This window comes from Streptomyces sp. JNUCC 63 (assembly GCF_054366325.1).
Window position 1 is genome coordinate 1,276,186 of sequence record NZ_CM135963.1, and the last position, 18,975, is coordinate 1,295,160.

15 protein-coding genes and 3 pseudogenes are annotated in these 18,975 nt (G+C 70.3%); 10 read left to right on the top strand and 8 right to left on the bottom strand.

Annotated elements, in window-relative coordinates:
* Positions 1–220 precede the first annotated feature (220 nt).
* Positions 221–763 carry a hypothetical protein gene (locus ACX25U_RS05810; RefSeq protein ID WP_454389457.1) on the top strand — a complete coding sequence of 181 codons (543 nt, stop codon included), beginning with the start codon at positions 221–223 and terminating at the stop codon, positions 761–763.
* On the opposite strand, the gene ACX25U_RS05815 is transcribed toward ACX25U_RS05810, so the two are convergent.
* Complete coding sequence (locus ACX25U_RS05815) at positions 723–1,304, bottom strand: hypothetical protein (RefSeq protein ID WP_454389458.1); 582 nt, start codon at positions 1,302–1,304, stop codon at positions 723–725. The genes ACX25U_RS05810 and ACX25U_RS05815 overlap by 41 nt on opposite strands.
* A gap of 26 nt (positions 1,305–1,330) precedes the next feature.
* Complete coding sequence (locus tag ACX25U_RS05820; protein ID WP_454389459.1) at positions 1,331–2,536, bottom strand: MFS transporter; 1,206 nt, start codon at positions 2,534–2,536, stop codon at positions 1,331–1,333.
* Between the two features lie 89 nt (positions 2,537–2,625).
* On the opposite strand from ACX25U_RS05820, the gene ACX25U_RS05825 reads away from it, so the two are divergent.
* Positions 2,626–3,387, top strand: coding sequence for a DeoR/GlpR family DNA-binding transcription regulator (locus ACX25U_RS05825; RefSeq protein ID WP_454389460.1), 762 nt, complete (start codon positions 2,626–2,628; stop codon positions 3,385–3,387).
* Here ACX25U_RS05825 and ACX25U_RS05830 read toward each other — a convergent pair.
* Positions 3,374–3,760, bottom strand: a complete 387-nt coding sequence (locus tag ACX25U_RS05830) for a hypothetical protein (protein ID WP_454389461.1) — start codon at positions 3,758–3,760, stop codon at positions 3,374–3,376. The two genes, ACX25U_RS05825 and ACX25U_RS05830, sit on opposite strands and share 14 nt — an antisense overlap.
* 137 nt (positions 3,761–3,897) lie before the next feature.
* Positions 3,898–6,018 (bottom strand): SpoIIE family protein phosphatase, encoded by a 2,121-nt coding sequence (locus tag ACX25U_RS05835; protein WP_454389462.1) that lies wholly within the window; start codon positions 6,016–6,018, stop codon positions 3,898–3,900.
* 606 nt (positions 6,019–6,624) lie between these two features.
* Between ACX25U_RS05835 and ACX25U_RS05840 the strand changes: the two are divergent.
* Positions 6,625–7,081: pseudogene (locus ACX25U_RS05840) on the top strand (transposase); the annotation flags it as partial.
* A gap of 10 nt (positions 7,082–7,091) precedes the next feature.
* Here ACX25U_RS05840 and ACX25U_RS05845 read toward each other — a convergent pair.
* The 3 genes from ACX25U_RS05845 to ACX25U_RS05855 form a co-directional block, all read right to left on the bottom strand.
* The gene (locus ACX25U_RS05845; protein ID WP_454389463.1) at positions 7,092–7,469 is read right to left on the bottom strand and encodes a hypothetical protein; all 378 of its coding nucleotides are present in this window, start codon (positions 7,467–7,469) and stop codon (positions 7,092–7,094) included.
* A gap of 309 nt (positions 7,470–7,778) precedes the next feature.
* Positions 7,779–8,759: an LLM class F420-dependent oxidoreductase gene (locus ACX25U_RS05850; RefSeq protein WP_454389464.1), complete on the bottom strand. Its 981-nt coding sequence runs from the start codon at positions 8,757–8,759 to the stop codon at positions 7,779–7,781.
* Positions 8,756–9,541, bottom strand: a complete 786-nt coding sequence (locus tag ACX25U_RS05855; RefSeq protein WP_454389465.1) for an ABC transporter ATP-binding protein — start codon at positions 9,539–9,541, stop codon at positions 8,756–8,758. Before ACX25U_RS05855 ends, ACX25U_RS05850 begins: the two co-directional genes overlap by 4 nt.
* 258 nt (positions 9,542–9,799) lie before the next feature.
* On the opposite strand from ACX25U_RS05855, the gene ACX25U_RS05860 reads away from it, so the two are divergent.
* The 3 genes and pseudogenes from ACX25U_RS05860 to ACX25U_RS05870 form a co-directional block, all read left to right on the top strand.
* Positions 9,800–10,825 (top strand): ABC transporter substrate-binding protein, encoded by a 1,026-nt coding sequence (locus tag ACX25U_RS05860; protein ID WP_454389466.1) that lies wholly within the window; start codon positions 9,800–9,802, stop codon positions 10,823–10,825.
* 124 nt (positions 10,826–10,949) lie between these two features.
* The gene (locus tag ACX25U_RS05865; RefSeq protein WP_454389467.1) at positions 10,950–11,810 is read left to right on the top strand and encodes an ABC transporter permease; all 861 of its coding nucleotides are present in this window, start codon (positions 10,950–10,952) and stop codon (positions 11,808–11,810) included.
* Positions 11,811–12,134: 324 nt separating this feature from the next.
* Positions 12,135–12,695 (top strand): annotated as a pseudogene (locus ACX25U_RS05870) (3'-5' exonuclease); the annotation flags it as partial.
* 232 nt (positions 12,696–12,927) lie between these two features.
* Here the strand turns inward: ACX25U_RS05870 and ACX25U_RS05875 are convergent.
* Positions 12,928–13,434, bottom strand: a complete 507-nt coding sequence (locus tag ACX25U_RS05875; RefSeq protein WP_454389468.1) for a hypothetical protein — start codon at positions 13,432–13,434, stop codon at positions 12,928–12,930.
* A gap of 9 nt (positions 13,435–13,443) precedes the next feature.
* On the opposite strand from ACX25U_RS05875, the pseudogene ACX25U_RS05880 reads away from it, so the two are divergent.
* The 4 genes and pseudogenes from ACX25U_RS05880 to ACX25U_RS05895 form a co-directional block, all read left to right on the top strand.
* A pseudogene (locus tag ACX25U_RS05880) lies at positions 13,444–16,083 on the top strand (RHS repeat-associated core domain-containing protein); the annotation flags it as partial.
* Between the two features lie 12 nt (positions 16,084–16,095).
* A complete protein-coding gene (locus ACX25U_RS05885; RefSeq protein ID WP_454389469.1) occupies positions 16,096–16,446 on the top strand; it encodes a hypothetical protein in 351 nt (116 codons plus the stop codon).
* Between the two features lie 613 nt (positions 16,447–17,059).
* On the top strand, positions 17,060–17,563 hold the full coding sequence (locus tag ACX25U_RS05890; protein ID WP_454389470.1) for a hypothetical protein: 504 nt from the start codon (positions 17,060–17,062) through the stop codon (positions 17,561–17,563).
* Positions 17,563–18,969 (top strand): hypothetical protein, encoded by a 1,407-nt coding sequence (locus tag ACX25U_RS05895; RefSeq protein WP_454389471.1) that lies wholly within the window; start codon positions 17,563–17,565, stop codon positions 18,967–18,969. The genes ACX25U_RS05890 and ACX25U_RS05895 overlap by 1 nt, the downstream gene beginning before the upstream one ends.
* The last annotated feature ends 6 nt before the right edge of the window (positions 18,970–18,975 follow it).

Below are 18,975 nucleotides of genomic sequence, written 5' to 3' on the forward strand. Positions count from 1 at the left end.
GGGCCCTGATGCCCCGGCGCCCTCGCTCACCACCGCGTATGTTCCCGGCCCGCCTTCGCCGACCGTCACGGTCCACTTTCAGGACGGCACCGCGCGGTCGTGCCATGTCGCGGAGGAACTCGTGGCCAGGCCCCCCGATATGAGCCGACGGAAAGGTGGACAAGGCTCCGGTCGAGCTGTTAGGCAGTGACCACCACAAGTCGATCATCGGGGGATACTCGTGCACTCAGCCGCAGCCGCGCGTCGCGCGGCACCGATACTGCTGGCGGCCATCCTGCTGACCTCGTGCTCGTCCGGGCACGGCGACGCTGCGGCGTCGTCCCCGGACAAGGCTTCGTCCCCGGCCACGCCGGCCGCTGCCGCGAGCGACGGCCCCACGAGCCCTGCCCCGGCGGCGGCGAGCCCTTCCGAGACAGCCGGCTACCCGACCACGGAGGCCGCGCCGGGAGCAGCGGTGCCGCAGGTCCGGGACGCCTTCGCCGTCCTCCAGGCCACGTACAACGACGGCTGCACCACCCCGGGGAACTGCGAGTACTTCCTCACCCGGGTGCTGACCAACCTCGGCGACCTCTACAACTCGATGAAGGCCAGTCCGAAGGGCACCGGTCACTTCGCCACTCCCCTCGCCCGGATCCGCGCGATGCAAGACACCTTCGAAGGCGACTTCTCCTTCCCGAACCTCAAACGGCACCAGAAGCTTCTGCTGGACACCCGGGAAGAGGTCAACACCTGGATGCAGTCCCACCCCGACGACTACCGATGAAAGCCCGCGGAGCCGGCCTCCAAAGCCAGAGCTGCGCGGCGAGGAAGGCGTCCGCGTGGTCCGGGGGGATGTTGGACAGCAGGGCGACCTCGGCGCGGTCGCGCAGGGACTGCGCGTAGGCGACCATGCGGTCGCCGACGCGTGACCAGTTGTCGATGTCGGCGAGCCGCAGTTCCTCGATCGTGTGGGCGTCGGCGGGGAGGGACAGCGATCGCAGGACGGCCGTCCAGTACTCGGGCGCGGACTGCTGCGCGGCGTCGCAGGGCGGGCGGCAGGCCCGGTAGGCCTCGGCGAGGGCGTCGGCGGGTGCGTTGCACCGGGCGGCCGTCTCCGCCAGGGCGCCGGGGCGTTGGTGGGTGGGGCGATGACCCCGAAGAGGTCGAACAGCACGGTGCGTCGGCCGGTGGACATGGTGGTGTTCCTGTTCCCGACGGTTTCGGTTCAGGGGCGGGGGGTCAGGGCGCGGGCGGAGGGACGCCAGGGCGTCGGGGCCGGTGGGTTCGTCCGGCGGCCGGGGACGGGCGGGGAGCCTGTGCGGCACGGGGTCAGGCCGTGCCGCACAGGCGGTCAGGAGCTGCTGTGTGCCACCTCGTGTGTGCGGCCGGATCCGGTGCGCAGGACTCCGGAGGTCGCCGCGGTGATGGCGCACAGCAGGGTCAGCAGCAGGAAGGTGTGGTTCAGCGCCACGAGTTGGGTCATCCAGCCGATGACGGCGGGGCCGGCGAGCATGCCGAGGTAGCCGAGTCCGGCGACGCGGGAGACGTTGGCGCCGGCGGCGGAGGGATCGGCGTGTCCGGCCGCGCTGAACAGCTGGGGGACGCAGCCCGACAGTCCCAGGCCGAACAGCGCCCAGCCCACGAACGCGGCCCATATCCACGGGGAGACGGCCGCGATCGTGATTCCGACGGCGGCCGTGGCTGAGCCGTAGCGCAGGATGGCCATGGGCCCGAACCGGGCGGAGAGGGGGTCGGCGAGCAGCCGGCCGAGCGTCATCATCGCCGCGAAGGTGCCGTACCCGAAGGCGGCTGTGCTCGCCGGTGCACCGAGGATGTCCTTCAGGTGCAGTGCGCTCCAGTCGTTGGCAGCTCCCTCGCACAGCATGGCCATGAGAGCCAGGGCGGCGAGGATCCAGATGCGCCCGGGGGTGCCGCGTCGCTTCGCGGCCGGTGCCTGCTCACCCTCCGCGGCGCCGGCGCCGGCAGCGGCAGTCGTCGGCGCGGTCGGCAGCAGACCGCGGGCCGCCACGAGTGCGGTCATGACGCCCAAGGCTCCCAAGGCGCCCAAAGTCACGGCCGGGCTCGCGCCGGCGCTCGCGGCACCCGCTGCGACGAGCGCGGCGATGACGCCGCCGACGGAGAACGTGGCATGGAACGCCGACATGACGGGCCGCTCGTACGCCTTCTCCACATGTACGGCGTGGGCGTTCATGCTCACGTCCAGGCAGCCGTTGCCGAAGCCGAAGACCAGCAGCGCACCTGCCAGCGTCCACGGATCCCGGGAGAGGCCGGGCAGCACCAGGGTCGCACCGCACAGAACGCCGGCGGCGGGGACCACGACACGCGCCCCGAGGCGGTCGGTCAGACTCCCGGCCGCCTGCATACCGATGAAGGCCCCGAGCCCCAGCAGCACCAGGAGGCCCCCCAGCGTCGCGTGGCTGACGCCCACGCGCTCCTCGATGGCGGGGATGTGCACCACCCACGCCCCCATCAGGGTGCCGCAGAGGATGAAGTACACGAAGGTCGCCACACGGGCGGCCCGAAGCGAACGTTCCATGCCGACCACCATAAAGAACAAACTTGATGTTTGAACAGCCGCGATCTGAACAACTTGTGTGTTCATTTCGAGTGGTGTTCAATCGCGCTATGAGCAACGCAGGCCGGCACAGGCTGATCGCGCAGGCCGTCAGGGAGTCGGGCAGTGTCACGGTCCAGGAACTCGCCGAGCTGACCGGCGCCTCGGAGATGACCATCCGGCGCGACCTCGACACACTGGCCGCGCAGGGCGTCCTCGAACGCGTCCGCGGTGGGGCACGCACCCTGCTGCTCAGGGGCGAGGAGCCGCCCTTCGCGCTGCGCGCCCACGAGGCCGTCGACGCCAAGCGCAGGATCGCGGCCGAGGTGTCCTCGCTCATCGCCGACGGCGAGACCGTCCTGCTGGACAGTGGCACCACCTGCCTGGAGGTCGCCCGCCTGCTGCGCGGGCGGCCGGTCACCGTGATGCCCCTGTCACTGCAGGCCATCCACATCCTCGGCGAGACTCCGGGGCCGGCCACGCTGATGGTGCCCGGCGGACGGCCCCGCGCCGCCGAAGGGGCCCTGACCGGCCCCCTCACGCTCGCCTCCCTGTCGGCACTGCGCTTCGACACCGCGGTCGTCGGCTGCTGCGGCCTGAGCGCAGCCGAGGGCCTGACCGCGTACGACCTCGACGACGCGGCGGTGAAGAAGGCGGGCATCGCCTCCGCACGCCGCGTCATCGTCGCCGCGGACGGCAGCAAGCTCGGCCGCACCGCCTACGCCTCCGTCGGCCCCACCACGCTCCTGCACACCCTCGTCACCGACACCACGGCGCCCGCCGACGAGGTGGCCGCGCTCGAAGGCGCCGGCACCGTCGTCAGGACCGCCTGACGAGTCCGCCGCGCGGGGCGCACCACACCGCGAACCCGTCAGTGACGACATCGACGCCCCCGCGACCCTGCGCGCCGCACCGCGCGCCCCAGACCGCAGTGGCCGCCGTCCGCGCCGGTGTGTGCCTCCTGCTCGCCCCGGAGGACGGACACCTCGGCGACACGTCGTCGAGCACGTCGACCGCGGCCAGGTCCGCCAGGGCCGGCACGCGCATCTCGGCCGGCTCCCCGGCGGTGGTGTCCAGGCCGAGGGTGGTGCCGCTGCGTGCGGAGGCGTCGGCTGTGCGGGCCAGGCGCTGTCGCGCCGCGACGGCCTCGGTGGCCGCGAGGTGCTGCTCGGTGATGTCCACCAGCGACACGGCCAGGCCCAGCACTCGCCCGGCGGCGTCCTCCAGCCGGTAGCCGGAAGCCTGCCCGCCCCCTTGTCAGGCCCGCCGGCGTGCACGTTTCTTCCGGACCACGTTCGCCGCCATCGGCTCTGTCCCTGTATCGGACACCATGCGGGGGTCTGTCAAACAAACGGCTCTGTCCCGTGGATCAGGAGCATGGCGATGTCATCGCTGCGCGGTACGCCGTGCGGAGCGTACTGAAGGAGGGTGTCGGTGAGGGTGTCCATGTCGTCGTCCCGGGCTTGGGCAAGCTGGTGGGCGAGTTCGGCGATGGCATGGTCGATGTCGATGCCGGGGGCTTCGACGAGGCCGTCGGTGTACAGGACGAGGGTGGTGCCCGGGGGCAGCGGGATCTCCACGCTGGCGTAATCGGCGTCCGGGGTGATCCCGAGCAGGAGGCCGGGGGGCACCTGGAGGATCTCGGTGCGGCCGTCCGGGCGGCGTAGCAGGGGTGGGGGATGTCCGGCGGTGGCCAGGCGGGCGCGGTGCTGGGCCAAGTCGAGGTGGACGTAGAGGCAGCTGGCGAACAGTCCCGGGTTGAGGTCGCACATCAGTCGGTTGGTGCGGGCCAGGAGTTCGCTGGGATGAGCGCCGGCGGCGGCGTGGGCGTGTACGGCGGTGCGGAGTTGGCCCATGAGGGCGGCGGCCTGCACGTTGTGCCCCTGGACGTCGCCGATGGCCGCGGCGGCGCTGGTGGCGTCGCAGCGGATGAGGTCGTAGAAGTCGCCGCCGATGTCCATGCCGCGGCCCGCGGGCAGGTAGCGGGCGGCGACGTGCAGGCCGGGGATGACGGGCAGTCTTCGCGGCAGCAGGCCGTTCTGCAGGGTGCGGGCAAGATTGTGCTTGGCGTCGTACAGGCGGGCTCTGTCCAGGGCCTGGGCGATCAGACCGGCCACCGAGATGAGGAGGTTCCGCTCGGTCAGCGGGAAGCGGCGGGCCTGGTCATAGGACAGCACCAGGAGCCCGACGGGACGGCCGCGGATGACCAGCGGCAGGAAGGCCCATGCGTTCCTGTCGCCATAGCGGGGAGCGTTCGGGTAGGCGTGCTTGAACTCGTCGAAGCTGGCGAAGAAGAGGGGCCTCTGCATGGTCAGCGCCCGTGCGGGTGGGGTACCGGAGCTCAGGGACTCGCCGTCGAAGCGGGCCATGAAGGCCGGACGGTATCCGCGGTGACCGACGACCCGCAGCCGTCCGTCGTCCGCCGTCATCAGGGCCAGGCCCGCAACCCCGAAGGCAGGCACGAGTTGGTCGGCGACCCTGTCGGCCACGTCTTCCACCCGCACCGTCTCGGTGAGGCTCGCCGCCAGGTGCATCAGGTGGTAGAGCGTCGTGGCCCCGGTCTGCTCCGCAGGAGGCGGGGTGGGTCGCTCCGGCTCGGCGGACGGCGCATGCGGGAGAGGAGCGATGTGGATGCTGACACCGGAGACGTCGGGGTAGAGCTGGAAGGACAGCCGCCGATCCGGTGGGCGCACAGCTGTGAAGTGAGCGGGCCGGCGGCTGATGACCGCGTCACGGAACCGGTCCTCGAAGGTGGGGTCGCCAAGCCACTGCAGGCGCTCCCACGGGCGGGCGCCCAGCAAGTCGGCGGCGCGGGCCCCGAGCAGGTCGGCCGCCGCATCGTTGAGAAAAGTGATCCGGCCTTCCAGGTCCAGTGACAGCGCCCCCGGCAGGCGGGCGGCGAAGTCATAGGCGGCCAGGGCTTCGCCCCGGCCCGGGGTGTGAGAACGCACCGGTTCCAGCACCCGCGGACGGTCCTCGGGCAGGAGCGGGTGACCGCCTGCCACAGCGCGCTTGAGCACCAGGCCCGCCTGGTGGCAGAAGGTGTCGATCGCCTCACGCTCACCCCGGTCCAGACTCGTGGGATGCCAGGGGGGCCACAGCAGGCAGACCGTACCCCGCACGGCACCACCGGCGATGATCGGAGCGGCTGCCACGGCGTGGTCCGGCACCACGAGAGCGAGCCTTGGGTAGTGCAAGGCCAGCTCCTCGGGACTGCCGACCCAGACCAGGCGCCTCTCCCGCGCCGCTTCAGCCACCGGGACTGCCTCCTCCACCCTGATCCGGGCCCACGGAGCGACGATGTGCCAGGAAGTCCCGTACACCATCGACAACTGCAACGCCGGCTCCCGCGGCGGCAGGAGGAACAGCATGCCGCCCGAAGCACCAGCGTCCTGCACCAGGCGGCGGACGAGAGTGGCCAGGTCTTCCCAACCCGAGGCGGGGCCAGGGGCGGCAGACTGCACGCCTTTTCACCGACCTTCTGGGACCGGAGCGGGGCCTCGTATGCGGTGTGCCCGGGACACCTCGGCCTTCATGGCGGGGACCACCTCGGTGCGCCTTCGCCCGGTCCCCGGCACCGGCGTCACTTCCACAAAAGGCTGCACTTGCCGATGTACTGCGAGCACCTGATCGACCGCAGCCCGCACCTGTGGCACCGGATCTGAACCTGTCGACGCCATGGTCGTTCTGCCCACCGGCTGCGGCAGCGCAACACCGCACCAGTCACATCGCGCGTGACCCATACAGGGACAATAGCTTTCCGAACGGACATGGGCATACAAAGTCACGCTCACCGCCCAACCGTGGCCGCGGCGCCGGCTTGAAGGTCCTCCCCCGGGGAGGTGGGTCTACCGTCGGCGGTCGCCGCTACCGAGCCGGCGGGAGAGGAGGCCCCGCCTCGCCTTGTGGGATCCGGCAGGAAGGACGCACTCGGCATCGGGGCTGGAGTGGCGGACCGGACAGGAGATGGTGAGCAGCCGGTAGGCGGGCACCATGCTCGCGGTCCCGCGGCCCGTTCGCTGGGGCCGGTGCGGGCACGGCGGGCGGTAACGCGATCAACGTACGGGCGGCTCGGTCGCTCCGCGCAGCCAAGCGCGAAGAAGGCGATCCAGGACATCCACAACGCCGAGGACCGCGACCACGCCTAGGCGGTGATCAAGACGTTCGCCCAGATCTACGGCGCGAAGTTCCCCAAAGCCGTCAAGAAGACCACCGACGACCAGGAGGAGCTGCCGGCGTTCTTCGACTTCCCGGCCGAGCGCTGGATCTCTGTGGACCACGAATCCGATCAGTTTCGAGTCCACGTTCTCCACCGTTCGCCTGCGGGCCAAGGCCACCCGAGGCGTCGGCTCCCGCACCGCCGCCCTGGCCATGGTCTTCAAGCTCGTCGAGTCCGCCCAGGCCCGCCGGCGCACGGTCACCGCACCCCACCTCGTCGCCCTCGTCCGAGCAGGCGCCGGCTTCGAGCGCGGCCGGCTCGTCGAGCGTCCCGGCGACGAGTCAGGAGGTGACGCTCAAGCCCCGTAGTTCACTGTCGTCACCCGATCCAACGGGCAGCGGCCTCGTAGGTAGTGGCTGGGGTGCTGTTGAACGCGATGGCCGCATCGGGTGCGTGCCGCCGAACCAGGTTGATCACTTGCTCGAGGAGTCCGACTTGATCGTCTGAGTGCCGCAGGCCACCGCCGACGGTGACGCATTCCCACGGATGGGCTCGCAGCGCATTCCCGACGACCGCTTCCACGTCGTCACTTCCATCAAGGCCGATCAGGCAGGTCTCGACGCCCACGCCGTGTTCGGCGAACTTGGTCAGTCCCGCCTCGATCGCCTTGGCTACCGGCTCGGGATCCCACGGTCCGGGCACCCGATACGGATCAAGCCCGATGACGAGGACGCGGGGTGAAGCAGTGGTGTCCATGCCTGGACGATACGGGTCGAACACCCCGCGATTCAGGAGGTGATGCTCAAGTCGCGTGACACGCCGACCCACAGGTCTTGACCATTCCTCCCCATGTCGGAGAGGCCGGTTCGTACCGGACGGCCGACGGGCCGGCCGTCGAGGTGCAACCCGGCCAAAGCGGCCGGCCGCAGAGGTGGGGACCCGTCCCAAGGCCGGGTATCAGCGCATCGTCCTTGCGGAATCGGTGCTCTTCGAGGAGTACGTGCAGGGCCTTGACGCTTGATCCCACTCAGCTCGGCCCGTCGAAAACGGACCTGGCTGGAGTGCTCAGAGCGCTGCGCAGGGTGCCCCGGGTTTCACGTCCTCCAGCTGCGGGAGCACCTCACTCGCGATGAGTTCCAGGTGGTCGAGGTCAGTGAAGTCGGTCAGTCGCAGATGGAGCCGGCTCGCGCCGATCGCGGCGAACTCGCCGAGCCGCTCGACGAGCCGGGCCGGGGATCCGACCACCGGATCCTCCGGCGGCAGCGCGCTCTTGACGTGCAGCGGGGCGGCCCGCCGCCGCGCCTCCGCGTCGGTACGGCCGATCGCGACCACGACACCGGCCGAGAGCACCAGCGGTGGCCGACCGGCGTCGGCCCGACCGGTCCGGTCGCACGCCTCGGCCACCCGCTGGTACGCCTGCGCCGTCTCCGCCACCGACTTGAAGGGCATGTTGAACTCGTCGGCGTACCGGGCGGCCAGCTCCGGGGTGCGCTTGGGGCCGCGGCCCCCGAGGATGATCGGCGGCCCCGGCACCTGCACCGGTTTCGGCAGGGCGGGCGCGTCGACCAGCCGGTAGTGGTCGCCGTGGTGGCTGAAACTCTCGCCGACCGGTGTCCGCCACAGGCCGGTGATCACGGCCAGCTGCTCCTCCAGCCGGTCGAAGCGCTCCCCGACGGCCGGGAACGGAATGCCGTACGAGGTGTGCTCCCGTTCGTACCAGCCGGCGCCGATGCCCAGCTCCACCCGCCCGCCGCTCATCCGGTCGACCTGTGCCACCATCACGGCCAGCGGGCCGGGCAGCCGGAAGGTGGCCGAGGTGACCAGGGTGCCCAGCCGGATCCGGGAGGTCTCCCGGGCGAGCGCAGCCAGCGTCAGCCACGCGTCGGTGGGGCCGGGCAGCCCGGGATCGGCGCCCATCGCCTGGTAGTGGTCGGCCCGGAAGAAACCCTCGAACCCGCCGTCCTCGGCGAGTCGTACGAAGCGCAGCTGATCGTCGTAGTCGGCGCCGCGGTGCGGCTCGGTGAAGACGCAGATCCGCACGGTCATCGCCCTTCCACTCCGGCCGGCGCCGGCACGTCCGGTTCCATCAGCAGTTCGTGCAGGTCGGCGCTGCACCGGGCCACTTCGTCGAGGTGCGCGGTACGGCCCAGCGTCCTCGGCCGGGGGATGTCGATGTCGACCACCTTGCGGATCCGGCCCGGGCGCGGGCTGAGCACCACCACACGGTCGGCGAGCAGCACGGCCTCGTCTATCGAGTGGGTGACGAAGACGACGGTGGCGGAGTTCTCCATGTGGAGCCGCTGCAGCTCGGCCGCGAGTTCCGCGCGGGTGAGCGCGTCGAGCGCGGAGAACGGCTCGTCCATGAGCAGCACGCGGGGCTCGCCGATCAGCGACCGGCACAGCGAGACACGCTGCTGCATACCGCCGGAGAGCTCGTGCGGCCGGTGCTTCTCGAAGCCGCCCAGGCCTGCCGTTTCCAGCAGCCGGTACGCCCGGGCTCGGTGCTCGTCCTTGCGCCAGCCGAAGATCTCCACGGGCAGCAGGACGTTGTCGAGAACGGACCGCCAGGGCAGCAGGGCCGGCCGCTGGAACAGCATGGCGACGTCCCGCCGGGCTCCGGTGACTCGTTCGCCGCCGATGGTGATCTCACCCTCGGAGACCGGCAGCAGTCCGGCGATCAGCCGGAGCAGTGTGGACTTGCCGCACCCGGACCGGCCCACCACCGCCACGAACTCGCCCTCGGCGATGTGGAGGTCGACGCCCTGGAGCGCCACCGTGGAACCGGACCGGCTGGTGAAGGTCCGGGATACACCGGTGAGTCTGATCATCCGGCGGTCTCCCCCATCCACTGGCAATGAACAATGCCGGCCGGTTCGTAACCCCCGGTCAGGTTAGCCGGATCAGGCGGCTCAGCGGTACCTGTCGTCCTGTCAGCGATTTCTTCGCACCCGGTGTCACACAAGCGGGGTTCCGTACGCTGTCACTCATGTGAAGTGTCATGTACCCGGCGGTTCCGTTACGCCGTTCTGTCTCGACGACCCCTCCGCCGGCGCAGGCCGGCGGTCGGAAAGGACAACACGGTGCACATGAACAGACTCGCCCGTACGGTCGCCGCGATAGCCCTGACCACGGTGCTGGCGCTTGTGTCGGGGTGCGGCGGATCCGACTCCGGCACGGCTGCCGGTGCGGACGGCACGGCGTTGGAGAAGGTGACCTACCTGACCTCGTTCGGCAACTTCGGCCGGGACGCGTACGCCTGGGTCGCGAAGGACAAGGGGTTCTTCAAGGAGGCCGGCTTCGACGTGGAGATCAAGCCGGGCCAGGGCACCGGCGGCGTGATTTCGACCGTCGTGAGCGGCCAGGCGCAGTTCGGCCCGATCGACCTGACGGGCGGTCTGCTGCAGATGGGCAGCGGCCAGGTGAAGGACTTCGTCGCGGTGGCCGCCATCCAGCAGCGCACCATGGCCGCGATCGCCACCACCGAGGGCAAGGGCATCGCCGCCCCGAAGGACCTCGAGGGCAAGCGTCTCGCCGACACACCCGGCTCCGTCGTGCGCAACCTCTTCCCGACGTACGCCCGACTGGCCGGGCTGGACGCCTCCAAGGTGACCTGGGCCAACGGCGACGCGCAGACCCTGATGGGCACGCTCGCCGGCGGCTCGGTGGACGGCATCGGCCAGTTCGTGGTGGGCAAGCCGACCATCGAGGCGGTGACCAAGAAGAAGGCCGTCCTCCTGCCGTACAGCGACGTGATGCCCGATCTCTACGGAAACGCACTGATCACCTCGACGAAGCTCGCCGAGCAGAAGCCGGAGATGGTGAAGCGGTTCGCCGCCGCGCTGCTCAAGGGCCTGGAGTACAGCCTGGCCCACTCGAAGGAGGCCGCCGAGATCCTGAAGCGGAACGTGGACGCCACGAACCCGGCTGCTGCGGCAGCCGAGTTGGACCTGATGGCCGCGTACGTCGCGCCTGGCGGTTCCGGCTCCGCGATCGGGACGCTGGACTCCGGGCGGGTCGCGAAAAGCATCGCGATCCTGCAGGACGCGGGTGCGCTGCCGCAGGGCATGACCCCTGAGCAGATCATCGACTTCGACCTCGTACCGAAAGCCTGATCACACGGGTTGCCCGAACGTGTGCTCCCCGTCGGCGACCGGCGGGGAGCACCAGCACTGCACCCCGACTCCGCGCTGAGCGGTCCGGGTAAAAGGGGGTGCCGGGCGGCCCGAGGAGGATGGGATGACCGAACTCTCGCCGCCGCAGCAGACCTCAGCGGCGGACCCGGAGCCAGTGCCGGTGCCGGTGCCGGTGCCGCGATCCGGCCTGCAGCGCGGGACGGGCACCGGCACCGTGCTGCTGCCCTCGGCCGGGCTGCTGGTCGCCCTCGGCGTGTGGTGGCTGCTCACGTCGGTGCTGAAGGTGGTCCACCCGGTGGTGCTGCCTCCGCCCGGTGCCGTGCTCTCGGCGTTCACAGCAACCCCGGCCCGGTTCCTGGAGCACACCGGCGACACCACGGTGGAGACGCTTGTGGGCTTCGCGCTCTCCACCGCCTGCGGAGTTCTGATCGGGCTTTCACTGGCCGGCTCGCCGTTGTTGGAACGGATGTTCACGCCGCTGCTGGTCGCCGTCAACGCAGTTCCGAAGATCGCGCTCGGACCACTGCTCGTGGGGGCGCTCGGTTGGGGGCAGAAGCCGGTCCTGACCATGGTCTTCCTGCTCTGCTTCTTCCCGATCGTGCTCTCCACCGCGACCGGTCTCACGTCGACCCCGGCGGACCTGGCCGAGCTGGCGCGCTCGCTGGACGCCTCGCGCTGGCAGGCGTTCCGGAAGGTACGGCTGCCCGCCGCGCTGCCGCAGATCTTCGTCGGGCTGAAGGTGGCCATGCCGCTCGCCGCGATCGGCGCGGTCATCGGCGAGTTCCAGGCCGGTGAGAGCGGGCTGGGCTATCTGATCGTGCAGGCCGGCGGGGTCGGCGACGTCGCCACTGCCTGGGTGGCGATCATCCTGATCGGGCTGATGAGCATACTGCTCTACTTCGCATTGGTGCTGATGGAGCGGTTCGCGCTGCCCTGGGTCCGGGAAACCACCTCGCGCAACTGACCCCGGCTGATCGACCTTGTGCGTGCCGACAGAACATCCGCGAAGGTCAGGAGTCTCCATGCGCATCCTGCAAAAGGGCTCAACCTGTAGGGGTGCAGTCGGCCGAGGACTCGGCACAGCTCCGGCCGTCTCCTGACAGAGCGGTGTCTCCTGGCAAGGTGCGTGGCGCGAGTCGCGGCTCTGGTCATCACCGGACGGCGTTGGTCATCGGGTCGGCAGCCGGGTGTCGATGATGGCTGCCAGTTCGTCGGGTCCGGTGAAGACGTGTCCGTTCATACCGATGGCCTGCCCTGCGCGGACGTTCTCCTCGCGGTCGTCGACGAAACGGAGGAGATACTGGCCTGGTCCACGGGCATCCTCAGCCCGGTGACGGTCGACGACCTGGGCGGCGAGGGGGCCGACACCCTGGCCGGCTACCGTTCCCTGCTGCACGGCCGCAGACCGCAGGTGAGCGGATACGGCTCCGAGCAGGCGGAGGTGGCCGCGCTGGTGGAGCGGGTGGAGGAGTGGATCGCGCAGGGCATCCGGCTCTCCGAGATCGGCGTGTGCGCCCGCTTCAACGTGCTGCTCGACAAGGCCTACGACAAGCTGACCGCGGCCGGGGTGCCGGTGGTCCGGGTCAAGGACAACCCGGGGCCGGGCGTCGATGGGGTGCGGCTGGCCACCATGCACGCGATGAAGGGGCTGGAGTTCCGCTGCGTGGCCGTCCTGGGAGTGACGGCCAGTGCGGTGCCGTTCGCGCGTGAGGTGACACCGGCCGACGTGGACGCGCTGCAGCACGACTTCGATCTGCTGCGGGAGCGGTGCCTGTTGTTCGTGGCCTGCACTCGGGCCCGGGAGGCGCTTTCGGTGACGTGGAGCGGGGCCGTGAGCCCGTTCGTGCCGACTCGCTGCGGTCGGGGTCTCGTCGGCTCTTGGGTTTCGGGGCGCCGTTGGCGAGGCCGTCGCGGGCCGGCTCGGCGGTCTCGCGGCTCAGTTCGGCGACTTTCCTGGCGCACTCCTCGAACTCCTCGAGGGCGCGGAACGCCGCGCCGTAGCGGCGCTGCTCGGCGATGTCCATCTGGGGGCGCGAGCGCCCTTGCCGTCGAGGCGGAGTGGGCGTGCTGACAACGTCGTGTCAGAAGTGCTCGATCGTCTCTCCTTCAGGAGCCCGGTAGCAGCCGGAGGCGACTTCGATGCCAAGGCTCGGGGTGGCGCGCTTGCTGTACGCGACGATCCAGACGCTCATCTTCCGGGAGTCGTTGTCAGCGATGAAGTTGAGATTCCTGTTCGGACTGTTGTCGCGGTACGACTTCTTGATCACCCAGCCGCCCGTACTCAGCTTTTCCTTCAGGTTCTTCATGGCCACGTCGTTGTCGGTACCGGAATCCGGTTCGAAGTTCCACGGGTGGTAGACCTGGAAGTGCGTATCGGGGTCCTTGCCTGAGCACGCTTTGACACCCGGCCCGGACTCGGAGGCGGTGCCGGGGACACCGGTGAAGTCGTAGATCTGGCTGGAAACGGCTTTCACCGAGGCGACCGCCTCATCGACCGTGGCGGTGCCCGCATCGGGAATCCCTGAGCCCGCTTCGTCCGGCGTGCCGGCGCTGGTGACGGGGGGCTTGGTGATGTCGTCGTCCGTCATACCACATCCACCACCCGCTACACCTACGACACCCACGGCAACCTGCTCACCCGCACCGACCCACTCGGCCACACCACCGGCTTCACCTACGACGCGGAGGGCCGGCCTGCTTCGGTCGTTCGTCCGGACGGCTCCGAACTGCGCGTGGTGCGCGGCCGGCTCGGGCTGCCGGTGGAGTTCCACGAGCCGGACGGCGCCCGCCGCACGCAGGAGTTCGACGAGCGCGGCAACCGCACGGCTCTCACCGACCCGGCCGGACACACCACCCGCTACACCTACGACGACGCCGGCCGCCTCACCTCCGTCACCGATGCCCTCGGCGCCACGACACAGGTGGTCTGCGACGCTGCGGGCCTGCCGGTGGAGGTCACCGACCCGGCCGGCGGCACCACCCGCCTGGAACGCGACGCCCTCAGCAGACTCGTGCGGATCATCGACCCGGTGGGCGGAGTCACCCGCCTCACCTGGAACGCCGACGGGCAACTCACCCGCCGTACCGCCCCGGACGGCGCCACCGAGTCATGGACCTACGACGGTGAGGGCAACCGCCTGACCCACACCGACCCGGCCGGCGGAGTGACCCGGTTCGAGTACACCCACTTCGACCTCCTCGCCACCCGCACCGGGCCGGACGGCGCCCGCTACGCGTTCGAGCACGACACCGACATGCGCCTCACCCGTGTCACCGATCCACAAGGCCTCAGCTGGAGTTACGCGTACGACGCGGCCGGCCGCCTGGTCTCGGAGACGGACTTCGACGGCCGTACTATCGGCTACCGCCTGGATGCCGCAGGACAGTTGACCGCGCAGACCGACGTGCTCGGTGACGTCATCTTCTTCACCCACGACGAGCTGGGCCGTATCACCCGCAAGGACGCCGCCGGCCGGACCACCAGCTATGCCTACGACCCGGCCGGACGCCTCCTGCAGGCAGCCGGTCCGGACGGCGACCTGATCCGCCAGTACGACCGACGCGGCCTGATCAAGACCGAACTCGTCGACAGCCGCACCACCGCCTGTCGTTACGACGCCGTGGGCCGTCGAGTGAGCCGTATCACCCCCACCGGCCACGTCACCACCTACGCCTACGACGAGGCCGGCCGCCCCGACCACCTGACCACCGGTGGCCACCGGGTCACCTTCACCCACGACGCGGCAGGCCGTGAACTGTCCCGCGTCTTCGGCGACTCCCTCACCGTCACCTCGGCCTGGGACGAGGTGGGGCGCCTGTCCGCCGAGCACCTGACCGCCGGCGGACGCACCCTCAACAGCCGCACCTACACCTATCGCGCCGACGGCCACCTCTCCGTGGTATCCGACCAGTTGTCGGGCAGCCGCACTTTCGACCTCGACCGGACCGGCCGCGTCACTACCGTGACCGCCGACGGCTGGAGCGAACGGTACGCCTACGACGCGAGCGGCAACCAGACCTCCGCCTCCTGGCCTGCTTCCCATCCCGGCCACGAAGCCACCGGCCCCCGGACGTACCACGGCACCACGATCACCCGCGCCGGCGGCGTGCGCTACGAACACGACGCCCTTGGCCGCGTCACCCTGCGTCAGAAGACCCGGCTCTCCCGCAGACCCGACACCTGGCGCTACGAGTGGGACGCCGAGGACCGCCTCATCTCCGTCATCACCCCCGACGGGACCCGCTGGCGCTACCGCTACGACCCCTTGGGCCGCCGCGCCGCCAAGCAATGCCTCGCTTCCGATGGCGAGACGGTCGTCGAGGAGGTCCGCTTCACCTGGGACGGCACCACCCTGTGCGAGCAGACCACGGTGTCGCAGACCGCGCCCCATCCCGTGGCGCTCACCTGGGACCACCGCGGCATGACTCCTCTGGCCCAGACGGAACGCATCCTCACCGCGGACGCCCGTCAGGAGGAGATCGACCGGCGCTTCTTCGCCATCGCCACCGACCTCATCGGCGCCCCCACCGAACTCGTCGACGAGACCGGCGACATCGCCTGGCGCACCCGCACCACCCTGTGGGGCACCACCGCCTGGACCCGCACCAGCACCGCCTACACCCCGCTGCGTTTCCCCGGCCAGTACTACGACCCCGAAACCGGCCTCCACTACAACTACTTCCGCCACTACGACCCCGAAACCGGCCGCTACACCTCCCCGGACCCGCTCGGCCTCGCACCCGCACCCAACCCGGTCACCTACGTCGACAACCCGCACACCTGGACGGACCCGCTTGGCCTCTCCCCCTATGCACAATCGAAGGGGACAAGTGCGGAGGTTGACCCCAGAAAGCTCGACTACCTGTTCAACAAAGACATCAAACCGGACTCGCACAACTCGCCGAGAGCACTTCAGAACGAGCTGCAACTCCATCGAATCGGCATATCGGATACGCCAGAGATGCGGCAACATGTCAGCGATCATCTGGTCCAGGCCACCCAACAACCGTTCGAACGCACATTCACCAAGGAGTGGTCCGGCGGAAGTGGTGACTTCGGCGTGACTGAATCCGTTCTGTACGGTCCTCGCGGGGCGCTTGGTGTCGAAAGCACCTGGGAAATATTGCCGGATGGCGGGCGTAGACTCTCCACGGTCATCTTCCGGGGAAGTGGCCCGAACGTCAGCATCCACGGCAGCCTGGACCACTGGCCGCCATACACTGGGAAGTGGAAGTGAAGGTGCGAACAGATGTATAGGGAATTTTTCACTCCTGACGACGAAGAGGTGTACGAGGCCATTGGCGAATGGCCGGATTCGGATGAAAACGGAGCACGGATTCTTACCCTGCGGGATGTTTCCGGGCAATCGCTGACGCTTTCCTACGATGCGCTGGGGAGGTCGGTGAGAGTTCGCTGGGTGAGCAATCAGGGAGTCGAGATGGTGGATGTCTACCGGGAGGGCGCCACGCGTCTGTCCTTCACTTCCGGGGGATCAGCCATGAACATTTCTATCGACTTCCACATGGGCGAATGCGCAGGAGTCATGGATATTCAGGTCGCCCCACATCTGGCGGTACAGGATCGCCTCTTGTTTCAATAGAACAAGCGTGCGTCACCTTTCACTTTCTCCCAGTACTTACTGAACGATTCCGCGAACCGCTTTTGAAGTTCCGGCACTGTAACGGCACGCACGGGGCGGTAACCGTGGTGGCAGAAGCGGAAGGCGGACGAACAGGTGGTGGGCGAGCACGTTGACGGTGAAGGTGGCCTCGAACCCGTCGGGGCCCTCGGTGAGCGCGTTGGTGTATGCAGGCCCGCGTTGCCCACGAAGCCGCGCGGGGAGACGCGCGGCGAGCCACTGGGGTGGCGCGAACGGCGAACGGCACACCCCGACAAACCACCGGCCGCGAAACTGCGGGCCGCCGCCTACCGGCGCAGGGTGTGCCGCGCGGCGACGCGGCCGGCCGGTTCCGCTCGGCGGCGGTGCGCGACGCCGTTCACCGAGGACGACGTCGGCGAAACCGGACCTCCTCCGCGTCACGGACAGCCGTGCCGCCACCGTGCTTCCCTGACCGCGTCCCCCTCCCCCGTGCGGCTTCCGGGCGGCACCGCGGCAGCGGTCGGACCGCGTTGTCAGTGGTCGCGGATAGCTTCGATCATGTTCCGCCGAGGTGGCGTGGACGTCCCCTTTCGCATGCCTGGGAGATGGTGCGTTGTCGGTCTGGGAGAAGTCGAGCACGGTGCGGGTGGTGCCGTCCGCGCGGCCGCGGAAGCTCGCGAAGGTGCCGTTCGTCGAGTTGGCCGACGGGCGGTTGCAGGGGGTGGTCTCCAGCGGGTCGGACATCGGACGCGTGTACGTGTCCTCGGTCGAGGCAGGGACGTACGCGTTCGCGTGCAGCACCAACAACAACCGCCCCTGCGGCGGGGCCCGCGGGATGTTCTGCAACCACATCCGCGCGCTCGTCGGCGAGGCCGTGCTGCAGTACGGCGCCGAGCGCGTGGCCCGGTACCTGAAGGTCGGGGTCGACGCGGTGCAGCCGGACGCGGACGCCGTCACCGACGTCATGACGGCCACGCGCCCCGCGGCGGCCGGCAGTTCGGCCGCGGCCCAGGTGTTCAGCCGGTTCCTGCGGCACCTGGCGTATCTCGAACTCGCGCCGAGTACAGCACCGTTGCCCGAGATGCAGTGGTTCCCGACGACGAGGGCGGTGGCCTGATGCGTGCCGATCTGCTTGCCGATGCCGTCGACGGCCTCGACGAGGCCCTCGCGGCCGTGGACGGGTTCGACGCGGCACTCGTCGCCGGTCTGCTGCGTCCGCAGCCCGGCCAGGCCGGTGGGCTGACCGGGCTCGCCGACGCCGTCGCCGGGACGCCGCTGGCCGCGCGGGTGGCCGAGGCCGCCGACAGGACGGCCGCCGGAGCCGCCGGTGAGGACCACTTCGTCGCGCTCGCCGCGGCCCGCACCGCCCTGCTCGGCTCCGTGCACGACGCGCTGACCGCCCGCCTCGAGGAGGCCACCGGCCGGCCGCGGGCCGAGGAAGCCACCGCCGCCACTCCTGCCGCCGCGGCCGGCGGCGAGGAGCACGCGGCGAACCTGTACGCCGCCGCGCGCAGTTGGCTGTGCGATCTGGTGCGGGCCGGCTGGCAGGGCATCGACCACGAACTCGTCGGCGGGGCCGCGCCGGTCGTCTCCGCGATGCTGCCCGACCCGGCGCTGCGCCGCCTGGCCACGCTGCTCGACGGCTTCGCCGCCGAACTCGCCGCCTCCTGCCCGGGGGCGACCCTGGAACGCGTCCCCGTACGCCGCTGGGCCGACCTGTGGTCGCGCGCCCTGCTGCTGACGCTGCCCGGGGCGGCGCGCGCTTCCGCCGTGGCCGAGGCGACCGGCCGGCTGCTGCCGCTCGGTGTCGACGTGCAGGAGCACGCCACCGCCGTACAGGCCCAGGTGCACGCGGTGTTCGAGCCCGCGGACGGTGGCACGCCACGCCTGGTGCGGGCCTCGGTCTCCGCACCCAAGCCCGACACGGTCGTCGGCGCCGGTCTGTGGCAGCTGCTGCGCCCGCACATGTCCCTGCTGGGGGCCGTGGGCGAGGGCCGCGCCATGGACCTCGACGCGATGCCCGTCACCGCCGAGGGCGACCTGATGTGGGACGACGCCCGTGCGCGCATGGGCGAGCCCGCCGAGGTCCTCGCCACCGCCCGGGTGGCCCTGCCCACCGCCGCCGCCTTCGCCGTGGCGCCGCTCGACCGGCACCCGGCCCGGATCGCGGTGCCCGTCCTGCTGGAGGGGTACGGCGTGGAGGAAGGCGAGGACGGGATCGTCTTCCAGGTCGCCGGGTACCGTCTGGCCGTCGACACCGATCGCGTCCCGGCCGCCGGTCCGCTCTCCCCCGAGGCCGTCGCCGCGTCCGGCGCGTGTGTCGGGCTGCTGCGCTGGGACGCCGGGGGGTTCCTCCTCCAGCCGCTCGCCGTCGAGCGGACCGTACGGAAGAAGACCGTCGCCGTGCACGCCGGGGCCTGGGCCGGGGGTACGACCGACAAGGCCGGGGTGCGGGCCGAGAAGGCCGCCACCGACGCCGTCACCGTGCTGCGCGAACGGGCGGGAAGGCTGCTGCGGAAGTGACCCACT